General features: G+C 63.6%; 8 protein-coding genes. 2 read left to right on the plus strand and 6 right to left on the minus strand.

Going from position 1 to position 12,891, the window contains the following annotated elements:
• Window positions 1-11 precede the first annotated feature (11 nt).
• The 5 genes from JNB89_RS14175 to JNB89_RS14195 all read right to left on the minus strand — a co-directional run bounded on the left by JNB89_RS14175 (window position 12) and on the right by JNB89_RS14195 (window position 5,517).
• Window positions 12-1,397, minus strand: a complete 1,386-nt coding sequence (locus JNB89_RS14175; RefSeq protein ID WP_220362592.1) for an MmgE/PrpD family protein — start codon at window positions 1,395-1,397, stop codon at window positions 12-14.
• Complete coding sequence (locus JNB89_RS14180; protein WP_220362593.1) at window positions 1,387-2,172, minus strand: SDR family oxidoreductase; 786 nt, start codon at window positions 2,170-2,172, stop codon at window positions 1,387-1,389. The genes JNB89_RS14175 and JNB89_RS14180 overlap by 11 nt, the downstream gene beginning before the upstream one ends.
• A gap of 11 nt (window positions 2,173-2,183) precedes the next feature.
• Window positions 2,184-2,984, minus strand: coding sequence for an N-acyl homoserine lactonase family protein (locus JNB89_RS14185; protein WP_220362594.1), 801 nt, complete (start codon window positions 2,982-2,984; stop codon window positions 2,184-2,186).
• A 48-nt stretch (window positions 2,985-3,032) separates the two neighbouring features.
• Window positions 3,033-4,445, minus strand: a complete 1,413-nt coding sequence (locus JNB89_RS14190; protein ID WP_220362595.1) for an MFS transporter — start codon at window positions 4,443-4,445, stop codon at window positions 3,033-3,035.
• 220 nt (window positions 4,446-4,665) lie between these two features.
• Complete coding sequence (locus JNB89_RS14195) at window positions 4,666-5,517, minus strand: LysR substrate-binding domain-containing protein (RefSeq protein WP_220362596.1); 852 nt, start codon at window positions 5,515-5,517, stop codon at window positions 4,666-4,668.
• A gap of 88 nt (window positions 5,518-5,605) precedes the next feature.
• On the opposite strand from JNB89_RS14195, the gene JNB89_RS14200 reads away from it, so the two are divergent.
• Window positions 5,606-6,562 carry a DMT family transporter gene (locus JNB89_RS14200; protein WP_223216751.1) on the plus strand — a complete coding sequence of 319 codons (957 nt, stop codon included), beginning with the start codon at window positions 5,606-5,608 and terminating at the stop codon, window positions 6,560-6,562.
• A gap of 127 nt (window positions 6,563-6,689) precedes the next feature.
• Here the strand turns inward: JNB89_RS14200 and JNB89_RS14205 are convergent, their stop codons facing one another.
• On the minus strand, window positions 6,690-9,383 hold the full coding sequence (locus tag JNB89_RS14205; RefSeq protein WP_220362597.1) for an excinuclease ABC subunit UvrA: 2,694 nt from the start codon (window positions 9,381-9,383) through the stop codon (window positions 6,690-6,692).
• Window positions 9,384-9,687: 304 nt separating this feature from the next.
• On the opposite strand from JNB89_RS14205, the gene JNB89_RS14210 reads away from it, so the two are divergent.
• Window positions 9,688-12,879, plus strand: a complete 3,192-nt coding sequence (locus JNB89_RS14210) for an efflux RND transporter permease subunit (protein WP_220362598.1) — start codon at window positions 9,688-9,690, stop codon at window positions 12,877-12,879.
• The last annotated feature ends 12 nt before the right edge of the window (window positions 12,880-12,891 follow it).

Here is a 12,891-nt window from a genome sequence, read left to right on the forward strand (position 1 = left end):
AAAGCTGCGCTTCAATTCTGGCTGCTAGCCGATGTGAGACGCACGACGGCGGCGGCGTCGGGCTCGCTCTCGAACTTCCACAGGCGTTCGACGAGCGGCTGCGGGTCGATGCCAGAGCGGCCATAAGCCGAGAGCCGATGCAGCTTGTCCGCAAGTTCGCCGTTTGCGAGCGGTGCGTCGAGACTGCCGCGCGCCGCCTGCACGCGATGCGACAGACGGTCGCCGGATCGCAGAACAATCGTTACTTGCGCCGACTCGACAGGCCACGCCGGCTGATCGACAAAACGCAGCCGGTTCGCCAACGCGCGCAGCGACGGATCGGCGACGGCGGCATCACTGAATTCCTCGAGCCCTGCTTTGCCGCGCGAAAGCACAACGGCCACCGCATGCTGCGCACTGACCTGGGACTCGCGGCCCGTGCGAACGCCCGGCCGGTCGGTGCGCTCGCGCAGCAGCGGATGTCCCGTTATCTCGATCATTTCGACGTCGTCGAGCGACCAGCGCGCGTCGCCGCGTAAATGGAGGCACGCGTCGATTACCGGATTCAATACGACGCCGCACGGATACGGCTTATACGTGTTCTTCAGCAGCGCCCACTCACGCCCCAAATCGTGCGTGAGCGCGTGCCAGTGCGGATTCGGCGTGGCGACCTGCACGAAGCCATGCTTGCCTTCCAGCGGCGCATCGGGGCCGGAAAAGCCGTGCAGGGCGAGCAACGCCGACAGCAGTCCGTTGCGGGCCGCGTTGCCGACGCTGATGCTCTTGGACATGGTTCCGAGTGTCTCGACGAGGCCGCCGGCTTGCGCAGACGCATTGCCGAGCGCCCACACGATCTCACGCTCGGAAAGCGCAAGAGCTTTCGCAACCGCGGCCGCCGCGCCAAACACGCCGCAAGTCGAAGTGATGTGCCAGCCGCACTGATAGTGTTCCGGCGACACCGCATTGCCAATGCGGCACTCCACTTCGACGCCGAGCGCGAATGCAAGCAACAGCGCTTCGCCCGTCTGCGCGTGCTGCTCGGCAAGTGCGAAGAGTGCCGCGGCGACGGGCGCAGTCGGATGGATGATGCTTGGAATGTGCGTGTCGTCGAAGTCGTAGACGTTTGCGCTCATCGCATTGAGGGCGGCGGCGCTCAGCATGTCGGCACGCTCGCTGCGTCCGACGACCGTCGCCCCGTCGTTCGCGCGAAAGCGGCTGTAGACGGACACGGCCTTCTCGAGCGTCGGATCATGCGCGCCCGCCAGCGCCACTGCAAAGTAATTGACGAGCGAGCGTTTCGCCTCATTGCGCACGGTATCCGGCAGATCCCGCCATTGCGTTTGCGCCACGAAACGCGCGAGACTGCGCGTCAGCTCGCCGTTGCGCACGGCGCCCGGATCGATGGAATCAGCTTGCAAGCCAGCCTCCTTCTATCGGCATCATTGCACCGGTAATCTGGCTGGCCGACGGCCCGCAAAGAAATACCACCATATCGCCGACGTGTGCAGCCTCCACGAGTTCGCCCGTCGGCTGCTTGCCCCTCAGGAATTCACGGACAGCGTCGCCGCGATCGAGCCCGCGCTCGGTCATCAATGCGTTGATGCGACCGTCAATGTTTGGAGTGAGTACCGATCCAGGACAGATCGCGTTGCACGTGATTCCCTCGCCCAGCGTTTCGATGGCGACTGATCGCGTGAGCCCGAGCAACGCGGTCTTCGTCGTCACGTAGTCGACGCGATTGGCCACTGCGCGTGCGCCGTACACCGAGGTCATGTTGAAAATGCGCCCCCAGCCGCGCTCGCGCATACCGGGCAGCACGAGCTGTATTGCACGCAGTGCGGCCGTCAGATTCACCGCCAGTGCGTTATTCCAGTGTTCGAGCGGGAGGCTTTCAATGGGCTCGAAATGCCGGACCACCGCGTTGTTGATCAGCACGTCCAGCGACTTGACGCACTCACTTGCCGCGCCGACCAATGCGTCGACACCTGCCGGCGTGGAAAGATCGGCCTGCACGTAGAGAACGTTGCCTCCGAATGAATGCTGTAATTCTTCGGTCACACTGATCATCTGCTGCGGCGCTTCGAGGCCGTGCAATACGACGTCGGCGCCCGCAGCCGCGAGCGCGTGCGCGATGGCGAGTCCCAATCCGCCCGACGAACCGGTAACGAGAGCGCCCTTGCCTTTCAAACTCATCGTTGCCTCACCTAGCGCGCGTGTGCATCCAGACGCACGATCCAGCCGTCCGTCTCGCGATCATGGGACGGATAGCGGCTCAGCACCGCCGGGTCGTGGCCGGGAATGACGTGATTCGGCGAACTCGCGAGCCGATGCGCCGCTTCGTAGCCTTCGATCATGTCGCCGACGTTGTAGACGACAGGAAAGGGCCTGTGATCCTGCATGTTCGCGTAGAAATGGGAGGCGTCCGACGCGAGTACCACCCAGCCTCGCTGCGTATGCACGCGCACGATCTGCAGGCCGTTGGTGTGTCCGCCGACCCAGTGCACGCTGAGTCCCGGCACGATCTCCGACGCGCCGTCATGAAACTGCACGCGGCCATCGAACAGGCGGCCCACCATCGACTTGACGTCCTCGGCCTCGAACGGATGGCTAAGCGCGTGATGACACATGCAACGGCCCGTGCAATACGCCATTTCCCGGTCCTGAATGTGGTAACGCGCGCGCGGGAACAGCGAGTGATTGCCCGCGTGGTCGTAATGCATATGCGTGATGATGACGTCTTCCACGTCATCGGCTCGTATGCCGATCCGGTTCAGGCCACGCTCGACCGTGTTCGTGATCGTGCGGCCGCGCTTGTCCGCCATCGCCTGATCGAAACCGGTGTCGACGATGAAGGTCCGCGATTCGCCAACCACCGCCCAGACGAAGTAGTCGAGCGGCATGGGCACGTCATGCGAATCGCCGCCAATGAAGTTCTCGCCCGAACGGCGCTCGAAGTGCGCGTACTTGACTGCGTAGATCCGATAACTCTCAGTAGGCGATGACATGCCGAAGTCTCCTTTTTTGTGTTGATTCGTACGAATTGGCGACAGGGCCTACTCCGTTGCCACCGTCGACTGAGGTCGCTGCGCGCCGACTTCGCCGGTGTGAGCATCTGCGGCAATCGCTTCGAGCGAGCGGTGCTTCGTCTCGGCGCCGAGCACGCCCACGATCAGCGCCTGGAGCAACAGCGTGCCCACTATCAGCGTCAACACGCCCGCAATGCCAAAGCGCGTGAATGCGCTTGCCACGACATACGGTACGACGATGCTGACGCCGCGGCCCATCGTGTTGGCAAGACCCGAGCCGCGCAACCGCAACTGGGTCGGAAAGAGCTCCGGCACATAGGTGGCCACGCTGAACGACGACAACACATAGATGCCGGCCGTGATTGCAAAACCCAGCGCGGTAATGGCTACTGTCGATTGCGCGAACGGATAGGCGAGCGCGAAGGCCGCGCAGATCAGCGAAAATACGACAATGCCCCATTTCCTGCCAACGCGCTCGGCTAGCGCGAAGGCGATCAGCGAACCGACGGGGCCGCCCGCGAACATCAGCGCAGTCATGCCGAGCGAGTTCGACACGCTATGCCCTTGCTTGACGAGGAATGTCGGTATCCAGCTGACAAATGCATAATTGACGGTGAAAAGTGCGACGAGCACTGTAATCGCGGTGATCGTACGCGTCAGCAAGCGGCGCGAGAAGAGATCCGCGAGTCGGCCCGAGGAGACGGAATCGCGAGACCAGGCTTCATCCGCCTGCGAACTCGTGAAGGTCCGCGCGTGCCCCGACGAAGTACCGCACGCCGCCTCGAATTGTTCGACGATTTTGCGCGCCTCTTCCCCGCGCCCACGTGAGGCGAGCCAACGGGGTGATTCGGGCATCGATTTACGCAGGAACCAGACAATCAGCGCGCCGCATCCCGCGATGGCGAACATCCAGCGCCAGCCGTAGCGCGGCACGATCAGCCAGCCAAGGAACGTCGACAAAAACAGCGACGTGTTGATGATCAGATTGAGAATGGTGCCGAAGCGACCGCGCCAGTCGGCGGGAATGAATTCGCTGAGCGTGCCGTATCCCACGACGATTTCGGCGCCCATGCCGAGCCCCATTACGAGCCGGAAAAAGATCAGCCAATACATTGACGGTGCGAGCGCCGCCGCGATTGACGCGAAGCCATAGATGCCCAGGTTGAACTGATAGCAGAAGCGGCGCCCGAAGCGGTCGCCGAGCAGGCCGGAGAGCCAGGCGCCCGCCATCATGCCGATGAAGGTGACCGACACGAAGGTCGCATTGAGCCCAAGCGTGGATTCTCCGCTGTGGACCATTGCAGCAAGCACGGTACCGGCGATGTAGATATCGAAGGAATCGAAGTACATGCCGGCCGCTATCAGGCCGAGCAGACGCCAATGAACCCCGGACAAGGGAAGTCTGTCCAGACGTGCTCCGATGCTGGCATCCATCTGCATATGCTGTCTCCGTGAGGTCGGCGTTGGCTTTTTGCTGCCCGCTCGTCGTTGGAAAGACGCCCGTCGTACTGTTGACGGATTATATTCCTGTCATACAATCCGTCAAGAAGATGATTCAGACACTCACGGACAGGAAAAGTCGGAGCATTGCGCTGGGCGCAGCAGGTCGGCCAGGCGGCCTATCATGCGCGGTCCGTCCCCAATGCGGTCCGCCCTGCACTCAAAGCCGAAACTGTTGCCGCAGCGCCGTTGCAAGCACGTCGATCGCTTCCGTCGCGCGGCCCGTGTTAGCACGCATCAACACCACTTCGTGGTCACCGATAGGTGGAAGACCATCCATCACACGCATGTTTGCGGTGACCTTGGCCCGATCGAGAAGCGTGACCGCCAGGCCCGATTCGACACAAGCCTTGATGACCTGGGTCGATCCGCTGTCGAGCACGACTCGCCACTTGCGCCCCGCAGCTTCCAGTGCGTCCATCATTGCCTGCCGATACGGACAGGGCTCGGCATAAAGAGCCAATGGAACGGGACGCGAGTCGTCAAGCGAGAACATAGGGCTGCCGACCCAAACCGGCGTCGTGAGCGTCAATACATTTGCCGCCCTGCTCCGATGCGCCGGCTGAACGACGATCGCCAGGTCGAGCTTGCCGCGCGCAACCTGATCGCGCAGCTTCAGGCTCGGCGCAGTCTTCACTTCAAGCACGACGTCGGGCCAACTGGTCGCGAAGCCCGGCAAGATGTCGTGAATCACGTGAGCAGCATATTCGTCGGGTACGCCAAGCACGACGCGGCCCGCCAGGCGCTTTCCCTTGATCTCGTCGACTAGCCGGTCGTGCGCGGACAGCAACTCATCCGTGCTCGACAGCAGCCGCTTGCCGAGCACGGTCAGCGTGACCGCCTGGTTGTTCCGTTCGAGCAGCCTGCCGCCCGCGACGGCCTCGAGGCGCTGAATCTGCAGGCTCACCGCCGCGGGACTTTTGTTGACGTGCTCGGCCGCCGCCCGGAAGCGGCCCAGCCGCGCAACCGCGTGGAAGGTGCGCAGCAGTTCGATGTCTAGCACAGTGGTCATCGCGGGCCTCCCATGGTTTAGCGTTATTGAACGATCCGATCAGTATATTTTGATTTTCGAATCGACAGGAGCGCGCTACGGTAGATGCATGACGACAACCTTCACCGACAGACGCGCATCAGCGTCGAACCACATGCCGCTACCCGTGCTCGAGGCGGCGATGGTGCTCACGTGGAGTTCGGGCTTCGTGGGAATGCGGTTCTCGGCGGACTATGCGCCGGTTTATCTGGTCATGCTATGGCGCTTCGTCGTGCTCTCTATCGGCCTGTTTCCGTTCGTCGCGCGAGAGATGCTGCACGCGGGCCGGCCGGTTCTGGTCCGGCAAGCCTGCATAGGAACGTTGGCGATGGCGGGCTACCTTGCGGGCGTCGCGGGCGGCATTCAGCACGGCGTGCCGGCCGGTCTCGCGGCGCTCATCGCGGACTTGCTGCCCATCGGCGTAGTGCTGATGTCGGCGTGCCTGTTCAATCAGCGCAGCCCGTCGATCGTATGGGCCGGGCTGGGGCTTGGTCTCGCCGGCACGTTGACTGTCTGCCGCGATGCCGTCTCGCTCGGGGCCGCACCGGCGTGGGCGTATGCACTGCCGGTCGCCGGAATGCTATCGCTCGCGGCGGCTACCGTCTGGCAGCAATGTTCGGCGAGCCAAGGCAAGCTGAGTCCTCTCGGCATGCTCTGGCTGCAGAGCTTCGTCTCCTCGCCCATCTTCCTGGTGCTGCAAGCGTCTCAGGGGCCAGTCGCACCGATTCCCTCGGTCGGGTTTGCGGCAAGCGTCGCGTGGACCGCCATCCTCGCGACGCTCGGCGGATGCGGTCTGTACTGGGCGTGTCTGCAACGGTCTTCGTCTGCTCGCGTGACAAGCGTTCTATTCCTCAGTCCGCCCGTCACGATGGTCTGGGCATGGGCGATGTTTCGGGAGCCGCTGTCATGGCTGATGGTCGTCGGCACAGTGATCTCTGGCGTGGGGATTCTGCTGGTCATCAATCGGGCGAGCGGCGAGGCTCGCGAGGGAGCCCTCGCTTGCAAGGGTTCGCGTCGGCCGGGCTGAGTTTCGGCTTGGGTCAGATCGGCGTGAAGCCCGCGTCGGGTTTTCGTGGCGAAGATCAGTTCCTGCAATCGGCTCGTCGCCAAAGCGATAGCGACACTCGCCAGCCCGGACGCTCGATCGTTTCAGGCTAGAGGTATTGCCGCAGATACTCGGCGGTGCGGCTTTCCTTCGCGCGCGCGACTTCTTCGGGCGTGCCGCTCGCCACGATCTTCCCGCCAGCTTCGCCGGCGTGCGGGCCGACGTCGATCACCCAGTCGCTCTGCGCCGCCACCCGCATGTCGTGTTCGACCAGCACCACCGTATTGCCGGCGTCGACGAGCCCCTGCAGTTGCAACATGAGCCGGTCGACGTCGGCGGGATGCAGGCCCGTGGTCGGCTCGTCGAGGATATACAGCGTGTCGCCGTGCTGCGCGCGTTGCAGTTCGGTAGCGAGCTTGATGCGTTGCGCTTCGCCACCGGACAATTCCGTGGCCGGCTGACCAAGCCGCAAATAGCCGAGGCCGATGTCGCGCAGCACGTTCAGCGCGCGCATCACGCTGGGCTCGTCGGCGAAGAAATCGCAGGCGGCGCCCACGGTCATGCCAAGCACCTCGGCGATGTTCTTGTCGCGCCAGGTGACTTCGAGCGTCTGCGGGTTGTAACGCGTGCCCTGGCACGTCGAGCAAGGCGCATAGACACTCGGCAGAAACAGCAGTTCGACGCTGACGAAGCCTTCGCCCTCGCACGTTGGGCAACGGCCTTGCGCCACGTTGAACGAGAAGCGGCTTGCGCCGTAGCGCCGCTTGCGGGCGAGCGGCGTGTCGGCGAACAGCTTGCGCACGTGGTCGAACAGGCCTGTATAGGTGGCGAGGTTGGAGCGCGGCGTGCGGCCGATGGGTTTCTGATCGACGCGCACGAGGCGGCGCAGCGCGTCCATGCCTTCCGTAATGCGTCCGCCGGTCGGCGTGCTCGGACCGGCAAGCAATGGGTCCTGCTCGTCGTCGTCCGGGTTGTCGAGCGCGCGTCCAAGGTGGCTTGCCACCAGTTCAGGCAACGCCTGGCTCACGAGGCTCGACTTGCCCGAGCCCGACACGCCCGTGACGGCAGTCAGGCAGCCGAGCGGAAACGCCGCGTCAAGTTCATGCAGGTTATTGCGCGTGATGCCGACGAGCCGCAGCCAGCCGGCGGGTTCGCGCGGCACGCGTGCGGCGGGCTCGGGCGGTGCAAACAGATACGCGCCTGTTTGCGACGCCTGAAAATTCGCGAGGCCGGCGGGCGGCCCGCTATAGACCACGTGACCGCCGGCCTCGCCGGCCGCCGGACCCACGTCGACGAGCCAGTCGGCGCGCCGCATCATCTGCAGATCATGTTCGACGACAAACAACGAATTGCCCGCAGCCTTCAGGCGATTGAGCGCGCTGAACAACGCTTCGCCATCGGCAGGATGCAGCCCGGCCGATGGCTCGTCGAGCACATACACGACGCCGAACAACTGCGACGCCAACTGCGTGGCGAGCCGCAGGCGTTGCAGTTCGCCTGATGACAGCGTGGGCGTACTACGCTCCAGCGAAAGATAGCCCAGCCCCAGATCGACAAGCGTCGTCAGACGTTCGAGCAACTCCGCTGCAATGCGTTGTGCTGCAACGCGTTTTTCTGTGGAAAGGTTCGGTGTGCGGCGCACGTCGGGCGAGGCTTTATGCGCGGAACCGCCTGCGGCGACCCGTTTGTCGACGGCGTCGCGCATCTCGCTTCTGCTGAGCACGCTGCCTTTGGCTGTGCTTTTGGCCGTGCCTTTGCCCGCATCTGCTGCATCTGGCTCAGGCCATTCACCGCGCGCAATCGGTTTGAGCAGCTCGGCCAGTTCGGCAAGCGACAACTGCGAGAACGCGCCGATGTCGAGCCCGGCAAATGTCACCGACAGCGCTTCCTTCTTCAGCCGCTTACCATGGCAACTCGGACACACGCTGCCGACCATGAATTGCGACACGCGTTTTTTCATCAGCGCGCTTTGAGTGTTCGCGAACGTGTGCAGCACATAGCGGCGCGCGCCGGTGAAGGTGCCTTGATAGCTCGGCTCGTCCTTACGTTTGAGCGCGGCGCGCGTTTCCTTTGGCGTGAGGCCGGCGTAGACGGGGACGGTCGGCTGTTCGTCGGTGAAGAGAATCCAGTCGCGGTCTTTCTTCGGCAAGTCGCGCCACGGCTTGTCGACGTCGTAGCCCAGGGTCACCAGAATGTCGCGCAGATTCTGTCCGTGCCACGCGGGCGGCCATGCAGCGATTGCGCGCTCGCGAATGGTTCGCGAGTCGTCCGGCACCATCGATTGTTCGGTGACCTCGTACACGCGGCCAAGCCCGTGGCAAGTCGGACAGGCGCCCTGCACGGTGTTCGGCGAGAAATCTTCGGCAAACAACATGGGCTGCTTCGGCGGATAGTCGCCGGTGCGCGAATAAAGCATGCGCACAAGGCTCGACAGCGTGGTCACGCTGCCAACCGACGAACGCGCGCTCGGCGTGCCGCGCTGCTGCTGCAACGCGACCGCAGGCGGCAGGCCTTCGATGGCGTCCACTTCGGGCACGCCGACCTGGTCGATCAGACGCCTCGCATACGGCGCGACCGACTCGAAATAGCGCCGCTGCGCCTCGGCATACAGCGTGCCGAATGCGAGCGACGATTTGCCCGACCCCGACACGCCGGTGAAGACGACCAGCGCATCGCGCGGAATTTGCACGTCGACGTTCTTCAGATTATGTTCGCGCGCGCCACGCACCTGCACGAAGCCGGTGAAGGCCGATTCCTCGGATGGCAGCGCCCTCGGGCGGGCTTTGTTGTGAAGTGCATCCATTTCGGTGAGTGACGAATGTGCATGGCCGTGCAGCCGAATGCCAGTGCAGTTGCACGGAGCGTGCCCGCAGGCGTGTGCGGCATGATGCCCGTGCGGGCGTTGGTTATCGGCGCCCACACTGCTCGACGGCAATTCTACGATGCCCGCAACCGGGCCTGTCTACGCAGATAACAGACTTGTAATGTGCCCGTCACTTACGGGTCAGTGGCAGATCGGCACACTGCAGCCTCATCGGCCTGCCGCATTGCACCGCCTGGACGCATCGTGGCACGGTCACCTCGAGCCCATCGTCCAAGGAAATGTCATGTGGATAGTCCGACTGGCCCTGCGGCGGCCCTATACCTTCATCGTGATGGCTGTGCTGCTGTTTATTCTCGGCCCGCTCGCGATCATGCGCACGCCGACGGATATCTTTCCGAACATCGACATTCCCGTGGTCAGCATTGTCTGGTCGTACAACGGCTTTTCCGCCGAAGACATGGCGCACCGAATCACGTCGAACTACGAGCGTGCGCTCACGACGGACGTCGACGACATCGAGCACATCGAGTCGCAGTCATTGAACGGCGTCTCGGTCGTGAAGATCTTCTTTCACCCCGGCGCCGACATTAACCGGGCCATCGCCGAAGCTGCATCGAACTCGGCGTCGATCCTGCGAATCCTGCCGCCCGGCACCTTGCCGCCGAACATCATCACCTACAACGCATCGACGGTGCCCGTCCTGCAACTGGGCCTGTCCAGCGACACCTTGCCCGAACAGAAGCTCTACGATCTCGGCAACAGTTTCATCCGCACCCAGCTGGCCACCGTGCAAGGGGCGGCGGTGCCGCTGCCGTTCGGCGGCAAGATCCGCCAGATCATGGTGGAGCTCGATCCCAAGGCGCTGCAGGCGAAAGGACTCGCACCGATCGACGTGGTCAACGCAGTCAACGCGCAAAACCTCATTCTGCCGGGCGGCACCGCGAAAATTGGCTCGCGCGAATACAACGTCGAGATGAACGGCAGCACGCAGACCGTCGCTGCACTCAACGACCTGCCCATCAAGACGGTGCAAGGCGGCGTGGTGTACGTTCGCGACGTCGCGCATGTGATCGACGGCTATGCGCCGCAGACCAACATCGTGCGCAGCGACGGCAAGCGCGCCGCCCTGCTGCAGGTCGAGAAGACCGGCAGCGCGTCGACGCTGACGATCATCCAGCAGGTCAAGGACATGCTGCCGAAAATCTCGGCCGGTTTGCCGAAAGCCCTGCACATCATCCCGTTATCGGATCAGTCCGTGTTCGTGAAGGCGGCCATTTCTGGCGTGGTGCGCGAAGCGCTGATCGCCGCATGCCTGACGGCCGCGATGATTCTGCTGTTTCTCGGCAGCTGGCGCGCAACGTTGATCATTGCCGTGACAATTCCGCTCGCCGTGCTGACGTCGTTCATTGCGCTTGCAGCGCTCGGACAAACCATCAACATCATGACGCTTGGCGGCCTTGCGCTCGCTGTCGGTATTCTGGTCGACGACGCGACGGTGGCCATTGAAAACATCACGCATCATCTGGAAAAGGGCGAGCCGTTGCATGACGCGATACTGAACGGCTCAGGCGAGATCGCCGTGCCGACGTTCGTGTCCACCATGTCGATCTGCATTGTGTTCGTGCCGATGTTCCTGCTGTCCGGCGTCGCGCGCTATCTGTTCGTGCCGCTTGCGGAAGCAGTGGTATTCGCCATGTGCGCGTCTTACTTCTTCTCGCGCACGCTGATCCCGACGCTTGCGATGTATCTGATGCGCGCGCCGTCCAAAGAAGACCACGCTGCGCACGGACGCTTCGCCGCGCTAACGCGTTTTCAGGCGCGCTTCGAACGGCACTTCGAAGCGCTGCGCAGCGGCTATCGTGCGATGCTGGGACGCGCGATAGCGGGACGCCGACGTTTTCTGCCCGTATATGTCGCGCTGTGTCTTGCGTCTTTGACCCTCGTTCCGTTCGCCGGCCGCGACTTCTTCCCTGCCGTCGATACCGGTCAGATCCGGCTGCATCTGCGCGCACCGACGGGCACTCGCATCGAGGAGACGGCGCGCATCACCGATCGGGTCGAAGCAAAGATTCGCAGCGTGATCCCGGCGTCGGATCAGGCGGCCGTGCTCGATAACATCGGTGTGCCTGTCAGCGGCATCAATCTGACCTACGACTCGTCCGATCCGGTCGGCCCCGAAGACGCCGATATTCTGGTGACGCTGCAGCCGAAGCACAAACCCACCGCGCAATACGTCGCGCAACTGCGCAACGTGCTCGCCACGTCGTTTCCGGGTGTGACGTTCGCGTTCCTGCCCGCCGACATCGTCAGCCAGATTCTGAACTTCGGCCTGCCCGCCCCTATCGACGTGCAGATCGTGGGCAATCAGCTCGACAAGAACCGCGTGGTGGCCGACCGGCTGCTTGCGCAGTTGCGCGGTGTGCGCGGTCTCGTCGACGCACGCATCCAGCAGCCCGGCGACGCGCCGACCATCGACGTGAACGTCGACCGGACCAAAGCGATACAGGCGGGCCTCACGCAGCGTGACGTCGCGCAGAACATGTTGATCGCGCTCTCGGGCAGTTCGCAGACCACGCCGAACTTCTGGCTCGACCCGAAGAACGGCGTGAGCTACCCGCTGCTCGCCGAGGTGCCGCAGTACGACATCGACTCGCTGCAAACGCTTTCGAACATTCCGTTGACCACGAATCCGGCGACCGTCGCGCCACAGAACCAGCTCGGCACGCTCGGCACGTTGAAGCGCAGCTCGCAGCAGGCGGTGGTCTCGCACTACAACGTGCAGCCGGTGCTCGACATATTCGCCGCGACGCAGGGACGCGATCTGGGTAGCGTCGCCGCCGACGTATCCAGAATTGTCGACGCGGCGCGCGCGCAGTTGCCGCCCGGCTCGTCGATCGTGATGCGCGGCCAGGTGCAGTCGATGAACGAGTCGTTTGCGGGTCTCGGCGCCGGGCTCGTGTTCGCGATTGCGCTCGTCTACCTGCTAATGGTCGTCAATTTCCAGTCGTGGCTGGACCCGCTCATCATCATCAGCGGCTTGCCGGCATCGCTCGCGGGCATTGCATGGATGCTGTTCGCGACGCATACCACGCTGAGCGTGCCCGCCCTCACCGGAACGATTCTGTGCATCGGCATTGCAACGGCAAACAGCATTCTCGTGATCAACACCGCGCGGGAGTCGTTGCAGGCCGGCATGGAGCCGCTTGCCGCCGCGCTCGACGCGGGCTTTAACCGCTTCAGGCCGGTGCTGATGACCGCGCTCGCCATGCTGATCGGCATGCTGCCGATGGCGCTCGGCCTCGGCGACGGCGGCGAACAGAACGCCCCGCTCGGCCGCGCGGTGATTGGCGGCCTGGCATTCGGCACGCTCTCGACGCTGATGTTCGTACCCGTCGTGTTCGGGACGGTGCATGGGTGGCTCGCGCGGCGCCGCGCGGCTCGCTCTGCCGCCGTGCCAGTGAACACTCAAGCCTGATAAGGAAAAGCC

It is taken from the genome of Paraburkholderia phenoliruptrix (genome assembly GCF_019511605.1).
Taxonomy (GTDB): Bacteria; Pseudomonadota; Gammaproteobacteria; order Burkholderiales; family Burkholderiaceae; genus Paraburkholderia; species Paraburkholderia phenoliruptrix_A.

Coding starts and splice junctions, on each gene's coding strand:
- JNB89_RS14180 (WP_220362593.1), bottom strand. CDS start 2,172: ATGAGTTTGAAAGGCAAGGGCGCTCTCGTTACCGGTTCGTCGGGCGGA.
- JNB89_RS14185 (WP_220362594.1), bottom strand. CDS start 2,984: ATGTCATCGCCTACTGAGAGTTATCGGATCTACGCAGTCAAGTACGCG.
- JNB89_RS14190 (WP_220362595.1), bottom strand. CDS start 4,445: ATGCAGATGGATGCCAGCATCGGAGCACGTCTGGACAGACTTCCCTTG.
- JNB89_RS14195 (WP_220362596.1), bottom strand. CDS start 5,517: ATGACCACTGTGCTAGACATCGAACTGCTGCGCACCTTCCACGCGGTT.
- JNB89_RS14200 (WP_223216751.1), top strand. CDS start 5,606: ATGACGACAACCTTCACCGACAGACGCGCATCAGCGTCGAACCACATG.
- JNB89_RS14205 (WP_220362597.1), bottom strand. CDS start 9,383: ATGGATGCACTTCACAACAAAGCCCGCCCGAGGGCGCTGCCATCCGAG.
- JNB89_RS14210 (WP_220362598.1), top strand. CDS start 9,688: ATGTGGATAGTCCGACTGGCCCTGCGGCGGCCCTATACCTTCATCGTG.